This window comes from Bradyrhizobium semiaridum (genome assembly GCF_020329505.1).
GTDB classification, from domain to species: Bacteria; Pseudomonadota; Alphaproteobacteria; order Rhizobiales; family Xanthobacteraceae; genus Bradyrhizobium; species Bradyrhizobium semiaridum.
This window is the reverse complement of sequence record NZ_JAGKJJ010000002.1, coordinates 299,663-320,071: the sequence shown is the minus strand read 5'-3', so window position 1 is coordinate 320,071 and position 20,409 is coordinate 299,663. Positions and strand designations below refer to the sequence as shown.

At 66.5% G+C, this 20,409-nt stretch carries 17 protein-coding genes; 6 read left to right on the top strand and 11 right to left on the bottom strand.

What is annotated here, in order from left to right; genetic code table 11:
• Positions 1-663, top strand: coding sequence for a hypothetical protein (locus J6500_RS03865; protein WP_225711340.1), 663 nt, complete (start codon positions 1-3; stop codon positions 661-663).
• A gap of 112 nt (positions 664-775) precedes the next feature.
• Here the strand turns inward: J6500_RS03865 and J6500_RS03860 are convergent, their stop codons facing one another.
• The 8 genes from J6500_RS03860 to J6500_RS03825 all read right to left on the bottom strand — a co-directional run bounded on the left by J6500_RS03860 (position 776) and on the right by J6500_RS03825 (position 9,023).
• Positions 776-1,231: a MarR family winged helix-turn-helix transcriptional regulator gene (locus J6500_RS03860; RefSeq protein ID WP_225711339.1), complete on the bottom strand. Its 456-nt coding sequence runs from the start codon at positions 1,229-1,231 to the stop codon at positions 776-778.
• A 14-nt stretch (positions 1,232-1,245) separates the two neighbouring features.
• Complete coding sequence (locus J6500_RS03855; RefSeq protein WP_225711338.1) at positions 1,246-1,950, bottom strand: ABC transporter ATP-binding protein; 705 nt, start codon at positions 1,948-1,950, stop codon at positions 1,246-1,248.
• Positions 1,947-2,738, bottom strand: a complete 792-nt coding sequence (locus J6500_RS03850) for an ABC transporter ATP-binding protein (protein ID WP_225711337.1) — start codon at positions 2,736-2,738, stop codon at positions 1,947-1,949. The genes J6500_RS03855 and J6500_RS03850 overlap by 4 nt, the downstream gene beginning before the upstream one ends.
• On the bottom strand, positions 2,735-4,627 hold the full coding sequence (locus J6500_RS03845) for an ABC transporter permease (RefSeq protein ID WP_225711336.1): 1,893 nt from the start codon (positions 4,625-4,627) through the stop codon (positions 2,735-2,737). Before J6500_RS03845 ends, J6500_RS03850 begins: the two co-directional genes overlap by 4 nt.
• 194 nt (positions 4,628-4,821) lie before the next feature.
• Positions 4,822-6,039, bottom strand: a complete 1,218-nt coding sequence (locus tag J6500_RS03840) for an ABC transporter substrate-binding protein (protein WP_225711335.1) — start codon at positions 6,037-6,039, stop codon at positions 4,822-4,824.
• A gap of 29 nt (positions 6,040-6,068) precedes the next feature.
• On the bottom strand, positions 6,069-6,653 hold the full coding sequence (locus J6500_RS03835; RefSeq protein ID WP_225711334.1) for an amino acid synthesis family protein: 585 nt from the start codon (positions 6,651-6,653) through the stop codon (positions 6,069-6,071).
• Positions 6,654-6,669: 16 nt separating this feature from the next.
• Entirely contained in the window at positions 6,670-7,578 is a 909-nt protein-coding gene (locus J6500_RS03830) for a UPF0280 family protein (protein WP_225711333.1), read from the bottom strand.
• Complete coding sequence (locus tag J6500_RS03825; protein WP_225711332.1) at positions 7,575-9,023, bottom strand: 6-hydroxynicotinate reductase; 1,449 nt, start codon at positions 9,021-9,023, stop codon at positions 7,575-7,577. The genes J6500_RS03830 and J6500_RS03825 overlap by 4 nt, the downstream gene beginning before the upstream one ends.
• A gap of 290 nt (positions 9,024-9,313) precedes the next feature.
• On the opposite strand from J6500_RS03825, the gene J6500_RS03820 reads away from it, so the two are divergent.
• From J6500_RS03820 to J6500_RS03800, 5 genes are all read left to right on the top strand, one after another.
• A complete protein-coding gene (locus J6500_RS03820) occupies positions 9,314-9,781 on the top strand; it encodes a (2Fe-2S)-binding protein (protein ID WP_225711331.1) in 468 nt (155 codons plus the stop codon).
• Positions 9,781-13,308, top strand: a complete 3,528-nt coding sequence (locus J6500_RS03815) for a molybdopterin cofactor-binding domain-containing protein (protein WP_225711330.1) — start codon at positions 9,781-9,783, stop codon at positions 13,306-13,308. The genes J6500_RS03820 and J6500_RS03815 overlap by 1 nt, the downstream gene beginning before the upstream one ends.
• Positions 13,309-13,369: 61 nt before the next feature.
• The gene (gene pncB, locus J6500_RS03810) at positions 13,370-14,674 is read left to right on the top strand and encodes a nicotinate phosphoribosyltransferase (RefSeq protein ID WP_225711329.1); all 1,305 of its coding nucleotides are present in this window, start codon (positions 13,370-13,372) and stop codon (positions 14,672-14,674) included.
• A gap of 44 nt (positions 14,675-14,718) precedes the next feature.
• On the top strand, positions 14,719-16,014 hold the full coding sequence (locus J6500_RS03805; RefSeq protein ID WP_225711328.1) for an O-acetylhomoserine aminocarboxypropyltransferase: 1,296 nt from the start codon (positions 14,719-14,721) through the stop codon (positions 16,012-16,014).
• Between the two features lie 4 nt (positions 16,015-16,018).
• Positions 16,019-16,798 (top strand): alpha/beta fold hydrolase, encoded by a 780-nt coding sequence (locus J6500_RS03800; protein WP_225711327.1) that lies wholly within the window; start codon positions 16,019-16,021, stop codon positions 16,796-16,798.
• A gap of 225 nt (positions 16,799-17,023) precedes the next feature.
• On the opposite strand, the gene J6500_RS03795 is transcribed toward J6500_RS03800, so the two are convergent.
• The 3 genes from J6500_RS03795 to J6500_RS03785 form a co-directional block, all read right to left on the bottom strand.
• Entirely contained in the window at positions 17,024-18,043 is a 1,020-nt protein-coding gene (locus tag J6500_RS03795) for a S1C family serine protease (RefSeq protein ID WP_225711326.1), read from the bottom strand.
• Positions 18,044-18,126: 83 nt separating this feature from the next.
• The gene (locus tag J6500_RS03790; protein ID WP_225711325.1) at positions 18,127-18,573 is read right to left on the bottom strand and encodes a hypothetical protein; all 447 of its coding nucleotides are present in this window, start codon (positions 18,571-18,573) and stop codon (positions 18,127-18,129) included.
• Between the two features lie 7 nt (positions 18,574-18,580).
• The gene (locus tag J6500_RS03785; RefSeq protein ID WP_225711324.1) at positions 18,581-20,182 is read right to left on the bottom strand and encodes a GMC family oxidoreductase; all 1,602 of its coding nucleotides are present in this window, start codon (positions 20,180-20,182) and stop codon (positions 18,581-18,583) included.
• Positions 20,183-20,409: the final 227 nt, after the last annotated feature.

Below are 20,409 nucleotides of genomic sequence, written 5' to 3'. Positions count from 1 at the left end.
GTGAGTGCGGCCGACTGGACGCCGGCCTGGCTGTGGCTGGCTGTCATCGCGAGCGGCCTCTACCACGGGATCAACCCGGGAATGGGCTGGCCGCTCGCCGTGTCGGCCGGCTTGATGCAACGAACCCCGCGCGCGCTGCTTGGCGCGCTCGGGCCGCTCGCGATCGGGCACCTGCTCGCGATGCTGCTGGTGATCCTGCCATTCGCGATGCTGATCGCGCTGGTCGAATGGCAACGCCCGATCCGCATCGCGGCCAGCCTGCTCGTCATCGCCTTCGGCATCTACCGGCTGGTCGACCGCCGTCATCCGCGGGCGCTGGCGCGGATCCCGCCGACCCAACTGGGACTGTGGTCGTTCACCGTCGCGATCGCCCACGGCGCGGCGCTGATGCTGCTGCCGATCTATCTCGGGCTGTGCCGGGAGGCCGATGCCGATCGTGGCCACGAGGCCGCCGGTGCGCTGATCAATGCCAATTTCACGATGGCGCTGCTGGTCTCAGTGGTCCACGCCGGCGCGATGATCCTCGCCGGCGGGTGCCTGGCGTGGCTGGTCTACCGCTATCTCGGCCTCAAATTCGTATCGCGCAGCTGGTTCAATTTGGACACCGTCTGGGCCGCCAGCCTTGTGCTGGTCGGAGCAGTCGCGCTGGTGCTCGCGTCATGACGCCGGAATCCATTCATCCACCGAACATGCGGCCTGATGGATTCCGGGCTCTCGCTTCGCGAACCCCGGAATGACGAGGGGATGGAGTTGCGCAGCGTGCGCAAACAAATCGTCACCGCAACTTTCCCAGCAGCGCGATCAGCGTCTCGCGCTCCTTGGCGTCGAGCGGGGCCAACGTTTCCTTGGAGATCGCGTGTGCATGCGGCGCGGTCTTCTCCGCCATCTGCTGGCCGGCGCGCGTGAGACTCACCAGCAGCCGGCGGCCGTCGTCGGGATCGGGCGAGGTCTCGGTCAGGCCGCGCGCAGTCAGGCGGTCGATCACGCCCTTGATGGTTGCGACGTCCATTGACGTCAGCCGGCCGAGCTGGTTCTGCGAGCATGCCCCGACTTCCGCGAGCTTCGACAGCGCGGCCCATTGCGTCGGCGTCAGGTTGATGCCGATCTCGCGGGCGAAGATCATGGCGTGGCGCTGCGACACCTGGCGCAGGATGAAGCCGATCTGCTCGTCCAGCACGTAACTCGGCTTCGCCGCCTTGCCGTTTCGCTTCTGTGCAGCCGCTTTCGCCATGGTCCTGCATCGCCCTACAGCGACAGATGCGCGTCGCGGATGTCCGGCCGCGCGTCGAGTTCAGCCATGGTGCCGCCGAAGCAGATGCGGCCGCGCTCGATGATGTAGGCGCGATCCGAGATCAGGCGGGCGAAATGCAGGTTCTGCTCGGAGACGACGATGCTGACGCCCTCTTTCTTCATCGCCAGGATCGCATCGACCATCTGCTCGACGATCTTCGGCGACAGCCCTTCCGAGGGCTCGTCGAGCAGCACCAGCGACGGATTGCCCATCAGCGTGCGCGCGATCGTCAGCATCTGCTGCTCGCCGCCGCTCATACGGCCGCCGGGCCGGTTGCGCATCTCGCCGAGATTGGGGAACAGCTTGAACAGTTTGTCGCGATCCCATTGCGGCGCGCCCGCCCGCTTCGGCTGGCGGCCGACCTCGAGATTTTCCTCGACCGTCAAATCCGTGAAGATGCGGCGCTCCTCCGGCACGTAGCCGAGGCCGCCGCGCACGATCGCGTGCGTCGCCTCGCGCGAGACGTCCTTGCCCTCGAACATGATGCGGCCGGTGCGGTTCTCGACCAGGCCGACGATGGAGCGGAACGTGGTCGACTTGCCGGCGCCGTTGCGCCCGAGGAGCGCCACCACTTCGCCCTCGCCGACCTCGAGCGCGATGTCGAACAGGATATGCGCCGGGCCGTAGAAGCTGTTGAGGTCCTTCACCGTGAGCTTCATGCCGATGCTCCCTCCCGGTGCCGCGCGTCGTAGACCAGTCCTTCGCCGAGATAGATCGCCCGCACCTGGGCGTTGCCGCGGACCTCCTCCGGCGAGCCTTCGGCGATCAGGCTGCCGCGATTGAGCACCAGGATGCGGTCGGCATGCTCGAACACCACGTCCATGTCGTGCTCGGTGAACAGCACGCCGATCGCCTGCTCGCGCGCGATCCGCGCCGTCAGCCGCATCAACTCGACACGCTCGCGCGGCGCCATGCCGGCAGTCGGCTCGTCCATCAGCAGCAGTTTTGGTTGGTTGGCGAGCGCGATCGCAAGCTCCAGCCGCTTGAGGTCACCATAGGCGAGCTCGCCGCAGGGCCGCTCCGCATACGCGCCCATGCCGACCAGATCGAGCAGCCGCCCGGCCTCGTCGCGCGCGTGCTTTGCGGTCGAGGCCCACACATTGAACAGCTCACCGCCGTGCGAGACCAACGCGACCTGCACGTTCTCGCGCACCGTCATGGTCGGGAACGTCGCGGTGATCTGGAACGTGCGGCCGACGCCCATCCGCCAGATCAGGCGCGGCTTCTTGCCGGTGATCTCCTCACCAAGTAGCCGGACCCGCCCGGAATCCGGAATGATCTGACCGTTCAGCGCGTTGAAGCAGGTGCTTTTTCCGGCGCCGTTCGGCCCGATCAGCGCCAGGATCTCGCCGGCGCGCAACTCGAACGAGACGCCGCGCATGGCATGCACGCCGCCATAGGACTTGGTCAGGCTCTCGACCGACAGCAATGTGGGGACCATGCTCATTCGGCGGACTCGATGCGGGAGGCAAGTAAGGGCGAGGCCGATGATGACGCGGACTTGCGGCGGCGATGCAGCAATGCTTCCAGCGTGCCGACGATGCCCTTCGGGAAGGCCACCACGATCAGCACGACGAAGCCGCCGAGCACCAGCTTCGACAGATCGGTCTGGCTGACCAGCCAGATGTTGAGCGCCTTGTAGACGATCGCGCCGATCACTGCACCCGACACCGTCTCGACGCCGCCGAGCAGCACCATGACCAGCGCATCGACCGAGAGCGAGATGCCCATATTGTCCGGGAAGACGCTGCCCTTGAGGTAAGCGAACAGCGCGCCGGCGACGCCGGCCACGGTGCCTGCGATCACGAAGGCGGTCCACTGGATACGCTTGCTGTTGATGCCGATGGCTTCGCTGCGCAGCGGCGAGTCGCGCGTCGCGCGCAACGCGAAGCCGAACGGCGAGAACACGATGATACGGAGGATGACGACCGCGAGCGCGGCAATGCCGAGCGACAGCCAGTAGAAATGCGCCGGGCCCGCCGCCCAGTTCGCAGGCCAGACGCTGAGGATGCCGTTGTCGCCGCCGGTCACCGACACCCACTGGAATGCGATCGACCAGACGATCTGGGCAAAGGCCAGCGTCAGCATCGCGAAATAGACGCCCGAGAGCTGCACGGCGAAGAAGCCGAACACCGCCGCGCCGAGCAGCCCGACGATCGGCCCGAGCACCAGGCAGACGATCATTGGCAGCCCCGCCTTGGTAGCCAGCAGCGCCACGCCGTAGGAACCGAGCCCGAAATAGGCGGCGTGGCCGAATGACGCCAGCCCGCCGACCGACATCAAGAAATGCAGGCTGGCGGCGAAGATCACGAAGATCGCGATCTCCGAGCCGACCGTGAGCAGATAGGGATTGTTGAGGACCGGCAGGGCTGCTGCGACCAGCAGCGCCGCGAGCGCGGCGAAGCGCTCATTTGTGGTCAGCGGCCGCCATGGATTGACCGTCAGGCCGGGCGTGCGCCGCGCCGGCGCCTCCGGCTTGCCGAACAGGCCCCAAGGACGGACGATCAAGACCACCGCCATCACCAGGAACACCAGGATGATCGAGATCTTCGGGAAGATCAGGATGCCGAAGGCGTTGAGTTCCGACACCAGCACGGCGGCGACGAAGGCGCCGATGATGCTGCCGAGGCCGCCGATCACCACCACGACGAAGACCTCGACGATGATGCGCAGGTCCATCGCGTGATTGACGGCGTCGCGCGGGATCTGCAGCGCGCCGCCGAGCGCGGCGAGGAAGACGCCGAGTGCGAACACGCTGGTGAACAGCCATTTCTGATTGACGCCGAGCGCCGCGACCATGTCGCGGTCCTGCGTCGCCGCGCGCACCAGGATGCCCCAGCGGGTGCGCTGGAACAGCAGCCAGAGGATGCCGAGCACGATTGGCCCGAGCGCGATCAGGAACAGGTCGTAGCTCGGAATGTTCTGGCCAAAGAAATCGATTGCGCCTTTGAAGCCGGGCGCGCGGCGGCCGACCAGATCGTCAGGGCCCCAGATCAGCACCACGAGGTCCTCGACCATCAAGGTCAGGCCGAAGGTCGCGAGCAGTTGGAACAGCTCCGGCGCATGATAGATGCGGCGGAGCAGCAGCATCTCGACGAGCACGCCGATCACGGCCACTGCCAGCGCCGCCGCGACGATGCCGCCCCAGAAACCGAGCGCGCCGGAATAACGCTCGGTCAGCGTGAACGCGACATAGGCGCCGAGCATGTAGAACGCGCCATGGGCAAAGTTCACGATCCGCGTCACGCCGAAGATGATCGACAGGCCAGAGGCGACCAGGAACAGCGATGCCGCGCTGGCAAGACCGGTCAGGAACTGGACGACGTAAAAAGCCATGGGCGGTCCGCGTTGGCGTTTGTGCGTCGATCGAGATCGCCGCGTTCTCTCTTCCACCTCGCCCCGCTTGCGGGGAGAGGTCGGATCGCATCGAAGATGCGATCCGGGTGAGGGGGACTCTCCGCGAGCTGCACTCGTGGAGAGAGCCTCTCACCCCGACCCTCTCCCCGTAAGAACGGGGAGAGGGAGAAGTATCAATCCTTCGGCCGCATCTTCTCGATCTCGGCGTCACCAGGCAGATAGTCCGCACCCTTGCGATAGGCGCTGTCGACCATGATGCCCTTGCCGTCCTTGAGCGCGGTCCGGCCGGTGAAAGCGCCCAAGGTCGACTGGTGATCAATCTTGCGGAAGGTGATCTCGCCGAACGGCGACGGCATCGAGATGCCCTCGGCCGCGGTGATCAGCTTCTCCGGATCGGTCGAATTCGCCTTGGCGAGGATCGCCGCCGCCGCCTTGATGGTCTGGTAGCCGACGATCGAGCCGAGCCGCGGATAATCGTTGTACTTGGCCTGGTAGGCCTTCAGGAATGCATCATGCTCCGGCGTCTTGATCGCGTACCAGGGATAGCCCGTGACGATCCAGCCCTCCGGCGTCTCGTCCTTGAGCGGGTCGAGATATTCCGGCTCGCCGGTCAGAAAGCTCACCACCTTGCGATCCTTGAACAGGCCGCGGGTGTTGCCCTCGCGCACGAGCTTCACGAGATCGGCGCCGAAGGTGACGTTGAGGATCGCCTCGGGATTCGCCGCGGCAACTGCCTGCACCACCGGGCCGGCGTCGATCTTGCCCTGCGGCGGCCACTGCTCGTCGACCCACTGGATGTCGGGCCGCTTCTCCGACATCAGCTTCTTGAACACAGCAACCGCGGACTGGCCGTATTCATAGTTCGGCGCGATCGTCGCCCAGCGCCTTGCCGGCAGCTTTGCCGCTTCCTCCACCAGCATCGCCGCCTGCATGTAGTTCGACGGGCGCAGACGGAAGGTGTAGCGGTTGCCCTTCGACCAGGTGATGGCGTCGGTCAGCGGCTCGGCCGCGAGGAAGAACACCTTTTTCTGGTTGGCAAAGTCGCTGACGGCAAGGCCGATGTTGGACAGGAAGGTGCCCGCCAGCATCGCCACCTTCTCGCTCGACACCAATTCGTTCGCCGCGGTCTGCGCATCCGCCGGCTTGCCGCCGTCATCCTTGGAGACGACGACGAGTTTCTTGCCGCCGATGCCGCCGGCCGCGTTGACCTCCTCCACCGCGAGCTGCCAGCCCTTGCGATAGGGCTCGGTGAACGCCGGCAGCAGCGAATAGCTGTTGATCTCGCCGATCTTGATCTCGCCGCTTTGCGCCATGGCCGGTGTTGTCATGGCGCTGCTCGCCATGGCCGCAACCGCGATCGCCAAACCCGCCCCTACGAAATAGCCACGCATCCCGTACCTCCAGTTCGTCTTCAAAGAGATTATCGCAATCCGTCTTCGCCCTTGATCTCGTCCACCGTCAGCCCGCCGACCCGCGGCAGCGGCCGGCCGCTGTCGGTCACGGCAACCGCGACCATGATCTCGTTGGCCCGCGGCGCGTCGTTGATCTGCACCTCCATGCCGTCGAAATGGCTCCGCACGAAGGCCGCATCCTTGTGCCCGAGCGGAATGTCCAGCGTGGTGCCGGGGCCCGAGCGCTTCTTCGACGACGGAATCAGCGCGGCGCCCTTGGAGAGCACCTTGCGCACCGGCGCGCCCATCTTCGGATGCAGGATCGCGGCCGCGTGCTCCAGCTCACCATTCTCGCCGACCGCGGCGGCCTTGCCATAGCTGTGCGCGTTGGCACCGTCGATGCCGAGCGCGGCCACCGCCCGCTTCGACAGCAACTCACCGAGTTCCTCGCCAATCGCGATCAGCGGCGAGAGATCCTCGACATAGCGGCCCGCGAACGGATTTTCGATCACGGCGATGGCGGCCGCCCGGCGGGTCGGCGGCGCAATGGTCTTGCCCATCTCCAGATGGGTCTCCTCGACCACGGTGACGATCTTGCGAATGACGGCGCTCATCTGGCCTCGCTCCCGATCATGCCTGCAGCATGTTGTTTATCGTTCTTGCGTGAAACGCGTGCGGTGCCGGCGCTTCGCTGCCAATTGCACCGACCAACCGCGTTTCGCCCAATAGACGCAATGCCGCGCCCTCGATCAATCCCGACATCAGAAGCACGCGCGCCCGCGCCGCGCCGGCGTCGAGCGCCTGCTCGACCTCGTGTTCCGCCAGCGGACCGACGTCGCGGGTGACCAGCCGCATGCCGAGATCGCTGTCCGGCTGCAATTCGTCGGCCGGAATGCGAACGATCGCGGGATGGCCGGGCAGATCGACCGCATTGGCGATCACCGTCGCCGCAGCATCCGCCTGCGACGCAGAACGCGCCAGCACGGTGACGGCATCGGCAATCCCGAGCGAAAAACTGCGGCCGTGACGCCCGCTGGTTGCGATCCCCCGAACCGGCATGTCGGCATCGACGGTCGTCGTGCGCATCACGCCATGACGGTCCGGCCGGTCCATCAGGCCGATGCTGAACTGCTCGCCGCCAGCCAGATGCAGGGCAATATCGCCGCCATTGTTGACATAGGCGCGATCGAGCGTGGCCGCCCGCAGCATCGCGCCGAGGATCTCTTCGGCCACAGAGCCCGCGACTGCCGCCATCGGAGTGATGAAGCAGTCGCCGGCAAAAGGTGCGACCGCCGCGTGCATGCGCCGCGCCGCGACGCCGTTCAGCGCACAATGATGGGGGTCGGCCGCACTGCGCAGCAAGGGCAGTTCCGCACAGAGTTCATCGAGCAGTCCCGTGAAACGTTCCGCCGCAGCCTTGTAGGCCAAACGGATGTCGGCCTCCCTGCCCTTCGCCTCGATGATGAGATCAATGGGACCGTCCTGCAAATGCAGCCGCTTGCCGTCGGGAAGAAGCGCGATTTGCGGGAGCCGCGTCATGCGCGCCGCCCCGGGATATAGGGCATCGGCCGGACCTCGGCGCTGTCGCGCAGAGACGACAGCGGCCGGACGTAATCCATGTGGCCGCCGAGCGCCGCATAGTCGGATAGCCGCATGGTGAACTCGATCGGCGCCACCAGCGCCGGCGTCGGCACATAGCCGAACGCGCCGGCCGGCATCTGCGTGACATCGACCATGAAGGTGATGCCGCCGCCCGGCCAGACATAGACCGGCGCGCCGCCGCTGGTGACCCGCGTCAGCGCGTCCTTCACCGAGCGCGTCAGCCGCACCGGATTGTCGGTGACGCCGGCGCGCAGCGAGCCGCCGGCGCCGCCCATGAACAGCACCGTGCACAGCGCCGGCTCGCAATTCTCCTGGATGCGCTCGACCGAGAATCTGAGATCGGCCGGCATCTCGGTCTCGATCGGCCGCAGCGCGTCATCGAGCACGTAGTAGGAGGCATGCTCGCCGGTGGTCGAGACCATCAGCATGGTCAGCCCCGGCCGCGCCTCCTTCGGGTTGAACGGGCCGAGGATCGACAGCGGATCGGAGATGTTGGTGCCGCCCCAGCCGGTGCCGGGCTCGGCGACCTGGAAATACCGGCCTGGTGTCGAGCGCCGGCCCTTCATCTTGATGCCGGTGTCGGCGATGTCGAGCAGCTTGCCGGCCTGGTGCTCGCTGAGCACGCCGGTGATGTGGTCGTCGACCACCACGACTTCGTCGACCTTGCCGTGCCACTGCTTTGCGAACATGCCGATGGTCGCCGAGCCGCAGCCGACCCGCATCCGCTCTTCGGCCACGTTGTTGACGATCGGCGGCTTGCCGGCCTGCACGATCACGGTGGCGCCGCCGTCGATGGTCAACTCCACCGCCTTGCAGTTGGAGAGGTCCATCAGCGTGTCGCAGGTGAGGCGGCCTTCCTTCTTCGAGCCGCCGGTCAAATGATGCACGCCGCCGAGCGACAGCATCTGCGAGCCATATTCGCTGGTCGTCACATGTCCGACGGCCTCGCCGTCGGCACGCACCGTCGCGGTCTCCGGGCCGAGATAGCGGTCGGTGTCGATCTTCACCTTGACGCCGCAATAGGAGAAAATGCCCTCGGTCACCACGGTGACCATGTCGACGCCGTCGAGCTCCGACGAGACAATGAACGGTGCCGGCTTGTAATCGGGATAGGTGGTGCCGGCGCCGATCGCGGTGACGAAGATGTCGGGCTGGCGCACGATCTTGCCGTCCCAATCGCCACTCACCTGGAACGGCACCAGCTTGCCGCCGTGCGACACCGTGCGCTCCAGCACCACATGCGGATCGACGCGGACCAATGTGCCATCGTGATTGGCGTAGCGGTCGCAGGCGCCGGCCGCGCCCGGCTTGATGTAGCACATCACCGGACAGGCATCGCAGCGGATCTTGTCGCCGGCGGCGACGGTCATTGTGTCAGCCATCGTGACCAAGCCTGGACTTGAGGCGGCGGTCGATCATACTTCGCATCCCTCCGCCGATATCATTCGTGTACGAATGATCCTGCGCGCGGACCCGAAACCTGTCAAGCGGCCATCGCGAGCAAAAGCTGCTGCTGCCGAATAATAATCCATTTGCCTAGCCGCCCTGTTCATAAAGCGGGCACGCGCTGCAGCGCGGCATGCCGCCGCTTGCACGTTTGTATACAAACGTTATCCTCGCCGGCGATCCGACGCTCGCATTGCAGCGCAAACACGAGGGGAGAACCAGGGCGATGCGCCTGACCGTGAACGGCAGGAATCATGACGTCGACGCCGCTCCCGACACCGCATTGCTCTACGTGCTGCGCAACGATCTCCAATTGAACGGACCGAAGTACGGCTGCGGCCTCGGCGAATGCGGCGCCTGCGCGGTGCTGATCGACGGCGTCGCCGCGCGATCCTGCGTGATCCCGATCGAAGGCTGCGCGAACCGCGACATCGTGACGCTCGAAGGACTCGGCACGCGCGAGTGTCCCGATCCCGTGCAGGACGCCTTTATTCGCGAGCAGGCCGCGCAATGCGGCTATTGCCTCAACGGCATGATCATCACCACCAAGGCGCTGCTCGCGCGTAACGCTACGCCCTCCGAGCAGGAGGTGCTGGAAGCGCTGCGCTATAATCTGTGCCGCTGCGGCGCGCACATTGAAATCATCCGCGCCGCGATGCGCGCTGCCGGCCATACGCTCGAGGCGCGCGATTGATGGCCGATGCGGAGCAAGGCAAGCGCGGCTCGCTGTCGGTCGTCCGCTCCGCGGTGCTGGGCGCGGAAGGCGCGTTCGAGACCTTCGTCAGCATCACCGCCGACGGTTCGGTCAATGCCTATAACGGCCATGTCGACCTCGGCACCGGCATCCGCACCGCGCTCGGCCAGATCGTCGCCGAGGAGCTCGACGTCTCCTTTGCCCGTGTGGTCGTGATCCTCGGCGATACCGCCGTGGTGCCGAACCAGGGCGCGACGATCGCGAGCGAGACCATCCAGATCACCGCCGTCCCGCTGCGCAAGGCCGCCGCACAGGCGCGGCACTTTCTGATCGCACGTGCGGCCGAGCGTCTCGAACTGCCGGTCGAGGACCTCACCATCGAGGACGGACTGATCCGCGGCCATGACAACCGCAGCATCAGCTATGGCGAATTGATCGCGGACGAGACGATCCGGCTCGAACTGACCGACGATGTCCCCGTCAAGGACGTCAGCGCCTATTCCATCGTCGGCAGATCGGTGCCGCGCGTCGACCTGCCGGCGAAGGCGACCGGCGAACCGGTCTATGTCCATGACGTGCGTGTCCCCGGCATGCTGCACGGCCGCGTCGTCCGCCCGCCCTATGCCGGCGTCGATGCCGGCCCGTTCGTCGGCACCAGCCTGATCGCGGTCGACGAGGCTTCGGTGCGTGATATCCCCGGCCTCGTCGCGGTGGTGCGGATCGGCGACTTCGTCGGCGTCGTCGCCGAGCGCGAAGAGAATGCGATCAAGGCGGCGGCGCAGCTCAAGGTGACATGGAAGCCGGGACCGGCGCTGACCGATCTCTCGAACATCGAGCGGGCGCTGCGCGCCAACCCCTCGACGCCGCGCCAGCTGATTGACAAGGGCGATGTCGATGCCGCGATTGCCGCGGCCGCAAAACCGATGCAGCGGACCTACGTCTGGCCGTACCAGATGCACGGCTCGATCGGTCCGTCCTGCGCAGTCGCCGACTACGACAGCGCCACGATCCGCGTCTGGTCCGGCACGCAGAACCCGCACATCCTGCGCGGCGATCTCGCGCTGCTGATCGAGCGGCCCGAATCCGAGATCGAATTGATCAGGCTGGAAGCGGCCGGCTGCTACGGCCGCAACTGCGCCGACGACGTCTCCGCCGATGCGCTGCTGTTGTCGCGCGCGGTCGGCCGTCCCGTGCGCGTCCAGCTCACCCGCGAGCAGGAGCATGCCTGGGAGCCGAAGGGCACCGCACAGCTGATGGATGTCAATGGCGGGCTCAACGCTGACGGCAGCGTCGCCGGTTACGATTTTTCCACGCGCTATCCCTCGAACGGCGCGCCGACATTGGCGCTGCTGCTCACCGGACGCATTGCGCCGACGCCGGCCGTGTTCGAGATGGGTGACCGCACCGCGATCCCGCCCTACGACTACGAGAACCTGCGCGTCGTCGCCAACGACATGCCGCCGATCGTGCGCGCGTCGTGGCTTCGCGGCGTCTCCGCGCTGCCGAACACCTTTGCGCATGAATGCTATATCGACGAGCTCGCCGCCGAGGCCGAGGTCGATCCGATCGAATATCGCCTGCGCTATCTGAAGGACAAGCGCGCGATCGATCTCGTCAACGCGGTCGCCGAACGCGCCGGCTGGACGCCGCGTCCGGTGCGACAGGAACCCGAGCCGGAAGGCGACATCGTGCGCGGCCGCGGCTTCGCCTATGCGCTCTACGTGCACAGCAAGTTTCCCGGCTACGGTGCGGCGTGGTCGGCGTGGATCGCCGACGTCGCCGTCAACAAGGCGACCGGCGACGTCAGCGTGACGCGCGTCGTCGCCGGCCAGGATTCCGGATTGATGATCAATCCGGAGGGCGTGCGCCACCAGATCGAGGGCAACGTCATCCAGTCGACCAGCCGCGCGCTGATGGAGGAAGTCTCCTTCGAGCGCGGCGCGGTGACGGCGCGGGAATGGGGCGCCTACCCCATCATCAAATTCCCCGAGCTGCCCAAGATCGACGTGCTGATGCTGCCGCGGCAGGACCAGCCGCCGCTCGGCGTCGGCGAGTCCGCCTCGGTGCCGAGCGCCGCCGCGATCGCCAACGCGATCTATGACGCGACCGGTGTGCGGTTCCGCGAGCTGCCGTTCACGCCGGAACGCATCGTCAAGGGGTTGCACGGCGAGCAGCCGGCGGCCGCGCTTGCGCCGCCTCCTCAACCGGTTCAGCGCAACAAATGGCAGAACCCGTTCGTCAAGCGCGGCGGCATCCTCGCTGGTGCGGCTGCGCTCTGCGCCGCCGCGATCGGCATCGGCGCGGCGGTGCTGCCCTGGCGCGCGATCGCGCCGATCACCCGGACCGATGCCTCGGTCTTCTCCGCGGCGACGATCGCACGCGGCAAGGAGCTTGCGGCCCTCGGCGCCTGCGCCGTCTGCCACACCGCGGACAACGGCGTCCTGAATGCCGGCGGCCGCCCGCTCGAGACACCGTTCGGCACGATCTACGCGACCAACATCACGCCCGATGTGGCCACCGGCATCGGCGCCTGGTCGTATCCTGCGTTCGAGCGCGCGATGCGCGAGGGCATCCATCGCGACGGACGGCACCTCTACCCGGCGTTTCCCTACACGCATTTTGCCAGGGCAAGCGACGCCGACCTGCAGGCGCTCTACGCCTATCTGATCGCGCAGGCGCCGGTGCGCGCCGAGACGCCGCCGAACGCGCTCGCCTTCCCGTTCAACCTGCGTCCGCTGCTCGCCGGATGGAATGCGCTGTTCCATCAGCCCGATACGTTCCGGCCCGATCCGTCCAAATCGGAGGTCTGGAATCGCGGCGCCTATCTGATCGAGGGTCTCGGCCATTGCAGCGCCTGCCACTCGCCGCGCAACGCGCTCGGCGCGGAGCAGCAACGCGCGTATCTCGCCGGCGGCTTTGCCGAGGGGTGGGAGGCGCCAGCGCTGACCTCGCTGTCGAAGGCGCCGATCCCCTGGAGCGAGAACGAGCTCTACGCTTATCTGCGCACGGGCCAGTCCCGCCTCCATGGCGTCGCTGCGGGACCGATGGCGCCGGTCGTGAAGGAGCTGGCTGCACTGCCGGACCAGGACATCCGCGCGATGGCCGTCTACCTCGCCTCATTCAATGAGCCCGCCGACCGGCCGGCGCATGAGGCGCTGGTCGCCAAGCTCGAAGCCGGCACCGCCGTGACCGGTGCTGCCTCCGCGGGCGCGCGGACCTATCAGGGCGCCTGCGCGGTGTGCCACGAGGTCGGCGGCCCGCCGTTGTTCGGCAGCCGGCCGTCTTTGGCGCTGAACAGCAATCTGCACAGCGACGTGCCAGACAATCTGATCCAGGTGATCCTGCACGGCATCGCCAAGCCCGCTGTGACCGATCTCGGTTACATGCCGGCCTTCAAGGACAGCATGACCGACAGCCAGGTCGCCGAACTGGTCGGCTTCCTCCGGCGGCAATTTGCCCCGGGCAAGCCTGAATGGACCGGCGTCGCTGCAACCGTCGGCCGTATCCGGCAGACCATAGCGCGATGACCTGCCATGTTCCGCCCGAAACCCACTGGGCGCGCGGCGTCCGGCAGGCTAGAGTTCCCGCATGACCGTGACAGATATCGCGACCCGGACCTACAACCACGGCTGGCGGCTCGACCCGATCGTGCGCAGCCTGCTCGACACTGATTTCTACAAGCTGTTGATGCAGCAGATGATCCGGGAATGCTATCCGGACACCCGCACGACCTTTTCGGTGATCAACCGCTCGACCCATATCAAGCTCGCCGAGGTCATCGACGAGGGCGAGCTGCGCGCGCAGCTCGATCACGCCCGCACCATCCGCTTCTCCAAGAAGGAATTGATCTGGCTCGCCGGCAACACGTTCTACGGCAAGACCCAGATGTTCTCGCCTGACTTCATCAACTGGCTCTCGAACTTCCGCCTGCCCGAATACGAGCTGCACAAGGTCGACGGCCAGTATGAGCTGCACTTCCACGGACCCTGGACCCACACCACGATGTGGGAGATCCCGGCGCTCGCGATCCTCAACGAGCTGCGCTCGCGCGCGGCGACCAAGGACTATGGCCGCTTCGCGCTCGACGTGATCTACGCCCGCGCCAAAGCAAAACTGTGGGCCAAGGTCGAGCGGCTGCGCAAGCTGGACGGCCTGCGGCTGTCCGATTTCGGCACCCGTCGCCGCCACGGTTTTCTCTGGCAGCGCTGGTGCGTCGAGGCGGTGAAGGAAGGCCTCGGCCCGTCCTTCACAGGGACGTCGAACGTGCTCCTGGCGATGGACAACGATCTCGAGGCGATCGGCACCAATGCGCATGAGCTGCCGATGGTGGCTGCCGCGCTCGCCAATTCCGATGAGGAGCTGCGCTGGGCGCCCTATCGCATCCTCGACCAGTGGCGCCACACCTATGGCGGCAATTTGCTGATCGCGCTGCCCGACGCGTTCGGCACAAAACCGTTCCTGCGCGACGCGCCGGACTGGGTGGCCGACTGGACCGGCTTTCGTCCCGACAGCGCGCCGCCGATCGCGGCGGGCGAAGACATCATCAAATGGTGGAAGCAGAAGGGCCGCGATCCCCGGGAGAAGCTTTTGGTGTTCTCCGATGCGATGGATGTCGGCTCGATCGAGGAGACCTACCACCACTTCAGGGGACGCGTCCGCATCAGCTTTGGCTGGGGCACCAACCTCACCAATGACTTCGTCGGCTGCGCGCCCGACGGCTCGACCGAGCTCGACCCGATCTCGATCGTCTGCAAGGTGACGTCGGTCGACGGCCGCCCGGCCGTAAAACTCTCCGACAATCCGGAGAAGGCGACCGGCATCCCGTCCGAGGTCGAGCGCTATTTGCGCGTGTTCGGCAATGTCGGCCGCGTTCGCACCGCAGTTCACGTATAACCCTACGCGGCAATCCTTTCATCGACCGACCTGACGAGTTTCGCATGCCTGCACCCAAGCCGCCTGCCTTCGAAACCCTGAGCCTGCACGCCGGCCAGCGGCCCGATCCTGCCACGGGCGCGCGCGCCGTGCCGATCTATCAGACCACGTCCTACGTGTTCCAGGACGCCGACCACGCCGCGGCGCTGTTCAACCTGGAGCGCGCCGGGCACATCTACACGCGCATCTCCAACCCGACGACCGCCGTGCTCGAAGAGCGCATCGCCGCGCTCGAATGCGGCGTCGGCGCGATCTGCACGGCGAGCGGCATGGCCGCGATGCACCTTGCCATCGCGACGCTGCTCAATGCCGGCGACCACACCGTCGCCTCCGCCTCGCTCTATGGCGGCACCATCAACCTGCTGGCGCATACGCTGCCGCGCTTCGGCATCACCACGACCTTCGTGAAGCCGCGCGCGCTGGACGAGTTCCGCGCCGCGATCAGGCCGAACACGCGGCTGGTGATCGGCGAGACCATCGGCAATCCCGGCCTCGAGGTGCTGGACATTCCTGCCGTCGCGCAGATCGCGCACGACGCGAAGGTTCCGCTGCTGATCGACAACACTTTTGCGACGCCCTATCTTAGCCAGCCGATCGAACTCGGCGCCGACATCACGATGAACTCGGCGACCAAGTGGATGGGCGGCCACGGCATCGCGATCGGCGGCGTCATCGTCGACGGCGGCCGGTTCGACTGGCGCGCGTCGGGCAAATTCCCGCAGCTCACCGAGCCCTATGCCGGCTATCACGGCATCGTCTTCGACGAGCAGTTCGGCAGGGCCGCGTTCATCATGCGCGCGCGCACCGAGGGCCTGCGCGATTTCGGCGCCTGCCTGTCGCCGACCAACGCGTTCCAGCTGTTGCAGGGCATCGAGACGCTCGGCGTCCGCATGGACCGCCACGTCAGCAACACCAGCGCCGTGTTGGACTTCTTGACGGCGAACAAGGCGGTCGACTGGGTGCTGCATCCGTCGCTGGAGACCCATCCCGACTACGCGCTCGCGAAAAAACTGCTGCCGCGTGGTGCCGGCTCGATCGTCAGCTTCGGCATCAAGGGCGGGCGCGCCGCCGGCAAGAAGTTCATCGAGCAGCTCAAGCTGATCAGCCATCTCGCCAATGTCGGCGATGCCAAAACGCTGGTGATCCATCCGGCCTCCACCACGCATCAGCAGATGGATGCCGCACAGCTCAAGGCCGCCGGCATCGGCGAGGACCTGGTGCGGCTGTCGGTCGGCATCGAAACCGCTGACGATATCATCGACGATCTCGGCCAGGCGCTGCGCGCCTCGCAAAGGACTTAGGCACATGCAGCTTTCCGTCAACGGATCGGACACCTTCATCGCCACCGGCGGCAAGCCGTTCGATCCCTCGCTGCCGGCAGTGGTGATGCTGCATGGCGCCGGCTTCGATTCCTCGACCTGGGCGCTGCACAGCCGCTGGTTCGCGCATCATGGTTTTGCCGTGCTGGCGCCGGACCTGCCCGGCCACGGCCGCTCCGCCGGCAAGCCGCTGGCGACGATTGCCGAGATGGCCGACTGGACCGCTGATCTGATCGCTGCCGCCGGCGCGAGCAAGGCGCGGCTGATCGGCCACTCGATGGGCTCGCTGATCGCGCTCGAGACCTCGGCCCGGCATCCGGACAAGGTCTCCGGTCTCGCGCTGATCGGCACCGCCGCGACCATGACGGTCGGGCCCGATCTCTTGAAGGCCGCCGAAGCCAACGACGCCGCTGCCATCGACATGGTCTCGATCTGGGGGCTCGGCTTCAAGGCCGAGCTCGGCGGCAGTCTCGCGCCCGGCCTATGGATGCACCAGGGCGCCCAGCGGGTGCTGCAGGAGGCGAAGCCCGGCGTGCTGTACAACGACCTCAATGCCTGCAACGCCTATCAGAATGCGCTCGCCGCCGCAGCCGCGGTCAAGGTGCCCGCGACCTTCATCCTCGGCGAGCGCGATATGATGACACCGGCGAAGGCCGGCAAGACGCTGGCCGCCGCGACGCCGAATGCGCGAACAGTGGTGCTGCCGGGTGCCGGCCACATGATGATGGTCGAGCAGCCCGACGAGTTGCTGGCGGCGTTGCGATAGCGACTATGGCCCACTAGCGGCACCAAATTCTCAGTGTCGTCCCGGCGAAAGCCGGGACCCATAACCACTGAAGATCCGCGATGCTGGGGCCGCACCTTCTTCAACAATCCAATCCTGTGGTTATGGGTCCCGGCTTTCGCCGGGACGACACCGGATATGTTGCACCGCTGTTCAACCCCTCACCTTTGAGGAGCGCGGAACGCGCTTCTCACGATAGGTCCGCACTCACTGCTTCGCGGGCTTCCGCTCGATCGGATGAATCTCGATCGCGCGCAGGCGGCCTAACCGCAGCACGTCCATCGACAGCGTCCGATCGATCCGGCTGTGGTCGAGCGCGCGGATCAGGTCGTCGACGCCGTTGATCTCGACGCCGTCGAGCTTGATGACGACGTCGCCCGGCAACAGGCTTGCTCGCGCGGCGGGGCTGTCCGGCTCGATCTGCATCAAGAGCGCGCCCATCTTGTTCTCGACACCGGCCAACACGGCGTGCCGCCGCGGCACCGGCGCGGTCTGGCCGGCGACGCCGATGAAGGCGCGGCGGACATAGCCGTGGCGGATGATCTCCGACAACACGAACTGCGCGGTGTTGCTGGCGACCGCAAAGCAGATGCCTTGCGCGCCGCTGATGATCGCGGTGTTGATCCCGATCACCTCGGCGTTCGACGCCACCAGCGGCCCGCCGGAATTGCCCGGGTTGAGCGCGGCGTCGGTTTGGATCACGTCCTCGATGGTCCGCCCACTGACCGAGCGGATCGAGCGTCCGAGCGCCGAGACGACGCCGGCGGTGACCGTCGATTCGAAGCCGAGCGGATTGCCGATCGCGACCACAAGCTGGCCGCGCCGCAGCGTCTTGGAATTGCCGAGCGCGGCGTAGGGCAGATCACGTGCGCCATCGGCGCGCAGCAACGCGAGATCGGTGTCGGGATCGACCCCGAGCACATGGGCGTCGGTGACGAAGCCTTCGGTGTCGCGCAGGCGGATCTCCTTCGACGAGCCAACCACGTGGCTGTTGGTCAGCACGAGGCCATCGGGCGAGATCACGATGCCCGAGCCGAGCCCGCCGCGCTCGCGCGCATTGCGCACCTTCGGCCCGGTTTCGACGCGGACCACCGCCGGGCCGACGCGTTCGGTGACGTCGATCACGGCGTTGGAGTAGGCATCCAGCAAAGCCCGGTCGTCCGGGGCAGCATCAACCATCCGCGGTGACGGCCTGTCACCGGCGGCATCTGAGGTAAAATCCAGCATGGCGAGAATCCTTTGGTTCCCACAGATGGTGACCAGCTCCCGCCGCCGCAAGTGGCTACGTCCCGCGCAGGCCTGCTGCCCTGTTAGGCCCGCCGCAGCGTCCCGCCACGCGCCCGGACCGGGTCGAGCAGCGACCAGTCGCCCTCCTCCAGCACATGGCCCTTCGGGAACGGCGCGCGCAGTTCGAAGCCGAGCGAGCGCAGCACGCGGTCGTCGCGGTAGTAGCATTGCAGCACGACACGGACGAGCGTCGCCGCGGCCGCACCGCCGGTGGCGCGAAACTCCTGCGCCACCGCATCGCGCTTCGCTTCGTCGAGCTCGGCGAGCGGCTTGCCGGCGAGCCTCGCCAGATGATCCAGCGCCTGCGCGACCAGCGCGGTGTCGCGGCCGAGCGTCGCCAGCATGTCGGCCTGGATTACCGGATCGTCGGCGCCCGGCACCCGGTACTCGGAGCTCTCGGGTACGATCATCGCGGCGACGGTGCGGAGGTCGGCCCGCTGGGCTGCGGTCAGTTGATTGTTATCGGACATGACGGCCTCAATCGAACAGATCGGCGAGGCGCTGCTTCATCTGGTCGGCGATGTAGAGCGCGAGGGCCTGGATGGTGGAGGTCGGGTTGACGCCACCAGAGGTGACGAAGATGCTGCCGTCGACGATGAAGAGGTTCTTCACATCGTGCGAGCGGCCCCATTCATTGACCACGGAGCGTTCAGGATCGGTGCCCATCCGCGCGGTGCCGAGCAGATGCCAGCCGCCCCACGGGATCGGCGAGTTGACGCAGAGATCGGTCGCGCCGGCGGCTTCGAGCACCTCGCGGCCGCGCGCCAGCGCGTGGTCCATCATCTTCCTGCTGTTCTCGCTGATCGTGTAGTCGATCTTCGGCGCCGGAATGCCGTGGCTGTCCTTCAGAACGGGATCGAGCGTGACGCGGTTGTGCTCCTCGGGAAGGTCTTCGCAGATCGCAGAGAAACCGAGCCGGTGCCCGTTCAGCTTGCGGAAGACGCGGTGATGATCCTTGCCCCACGGCAGGATGCCCTTCTGCTCGCTGACCACGGCCTCGAACACCGGCCCGGCGCCACGCACGAACTGGACGCCGTAGCCGCGGACGAAGCCGCGCGAGAGGTCGGTGTCGTACCACTCCTTGCTCCACAGGCAGGTCGGCGGCGCGCGATTGGAATCGGTCGGCTCCTTCACATAGCCGTAGATCTGCGCATAGGGATGGAACATCAGGTTCTTGCCGACCAGGCCTGATGAGTTGGCGAGACCGTTCGGAAATTTGCCCGACACCGAGTTCAGCAGCAGCCGCGGCGTGCCGACGCCGTTGCAGGCGATGATCACGACCGCGGCCGGCTGAAACTGCTCGACGCCGTCCTTGTCGTAATAGACGACGCCGGTCGCCATGCCCTCGCCATTGGTCAGGATCTCGCGCACCCGGCAATGCGTCTTCAGCTCGACCCCGGCGCGGATCGCGTGCGGCCAATAGGTGATATCGGTCGAGGCCTTGGCGCCCTGCGCGCAGGCCGGCGTGCAGTGGCCGAGATTGATGCAGCGGGCCCTGCCCTCGTAATCCATCGTCGCGACCGTGGTGTCCGACGGCCACCAGTGCCAGCCGAGCTTGTTCATGGCCTTGCCGATCAGCGGCCCGGACAGGCCGAGCGGCTGTGGCGGCATCGGCGGATGCGACAACGGCGACTTTGGATCGCCCGACAGGCCCGAGGTGCCCATCATGCGATCGTTCTCCTCGAAGAACGGGGTGAGCGCGTCATAATCGATCGGCCAATCGTCGGCGACACCGTCCAGCGTCTTCACCTTGAAGTCGGACGGATGCAGCCGCGGCCAGTGCGCGGTGTACATCACGGTCGAGCCGCCGACGGCATTGAAGTTCACCACCTTGATCGGCGAGTTGTCGTCGTTGATCGGATAGTCTTCCGGCCGCCTGCGGACGTTCGGGCTGGACGACCACTCGCCATAGAACTTTGCTTCCCAGTCGCGACCGGTGCTCGGATATTCGGCGGGATTCATCCAGCCGCCCTGGTCGAGGCAGAGGATATGCATCCTGGTGTCTGCAAGGCTCCAGGCCACCGCGGCGCCGGAGGCGCCGGCGCCGATGATCAGGACGTCAACGGGATCGTTCTTCATTCTTCTTCCTTGTTCTCACTATCCCGTCATGCCGGGGCGATGCGAAGCATCGAACCCGGAATCTCGAGATTTCCCGGATGCAAGCAACGATAAGGGGAATCGCGCGGCTGAGTAAAGCCGCGGGGCGACGCGCCCCCGCAAATCGCGATACCAGCCCCGCTTTGCAATGTTTGTCGGCGGCGGCGAGACCGGTTAGCCTTGCCGGCAATCAACAAGGTTGGGAGCAA

Excerpts from the sequence above, each read along its gene's own strand:
- J6500_RS03805 (WP_225711328.1), top strand. The coding sequence starts at position 14,719 with ATGCCTGCACCCAAGCCGCCTGCCTTCGAAACCCTGAGCCTGCACGCC.
- J6500_RS03830 (WP_225711333.1), bottom strand. The coding sequence starts at position 7,578 with ATGACGCGGCTCCCGCAAATCGCGCTTCTTCCCGACGGCAAGCGGCTG.
- J6500_RS03855 (WP_225711338.1), bottom strand. The coding sequence starts at position 1,950 with ATGAAGCTCACGGTGAAGGACCTCAACAGCTTCTACGGCCCGGCGCAT.
- J6500_RS03845 (WP_225711336.1), bottom strand. The coding sequence starts at position 4,627 with ATGGCTTTTTACGTCGTCCAGTTCCTGACCGGTCTTGCCAGCGCGGCA.
- J6500_RS03795 (WP_225711326.1), bottom strand. The coding sequence starts at position 18,043 with ATGCTGGATTTTACCTCAGATGCCGCCGGTGACAGGCCGTCACCGCGG.
- J6500_RS03800 (WP_225711327.1), top strand. The coding sequence starts at position 16,019 with ATGCAGCTTTCCGTCAACGGATCGGACACCTTCATCGCCACCGGCGGC.
- J6500_RS03840 (WP_225711335.1), bottom strand. The coding sequence starts at position 6,039 with ATGCGTGGCTATTTCGTAGGGGCGGGTTTGGCGATCGCGGTTGCGGCC.
- J6500_RS03785 (WP_225711324.1), bottom strand. The coding sequence starts at position 20,182 with ATGAAGAACGATCCCGTTGACGTCCTGATCATCGGCGCCGGCGCCTCC.
- J6500_RS03820 (WP_225711331.1), top strand. The coding sequence starts at position 9,314 with ATGCGCCTGACCGTGAACGGCAGGAATCATGACGTCGACGCCGCTCCC.
- J6500_RS03835 (WP_225711334.1), bottom strand. The coding sequence starts at position 6,653 with ATGAGCGCCGTCATTCGCAAGATCGTCACCGTGGTCGAGGAGACCCAT.
- J6500_RS03850 (WP_225711337.1), bottom strand. The coding sequence starts at position 2,738 with ATGAGCATGGTCCCCACATTGCTGTCGGTCGAGAGCCTGACCAAGTCC.
- J6500_RS03825 (WP_225711332.1), bottom strand. The coding sequence starts at position 9,023 with ATGGCTGACACAATGACCGTCGCCGCCGGCGACAAGATCCGCTGCGAT.
- J6500_RS03815 (WP_225711330.1), top strand. The coding sequence starts at position 9,781 with ATGGCCGATGCGGAGCAAGGCAAGCGCGGCTCGCTGTCGGTCGTCCGC.
- J6500_RS03860 (WP_225711339.1), bottom strand. The coding sequence starts at position 1,231 with ATGGCGAAAGCGGCTGCACAGAAGCGAAACGGCAAGGCGGCGAAGCCG.
- J6500_RS03790 (WP_225711325.1), bottom strand. The coding sequence starts at position 18,573 with ATGTCCGATAACAATCAACTGACCGCAGCCCAGCGGGCCGACCTCCGC.
- pncB (WP_225711329.1), top strand. The coding sequence starts at position 13,370 with ATGACCGTGACAGATATCGCGACCCGGACCTACAACCACGGCTGGCGG.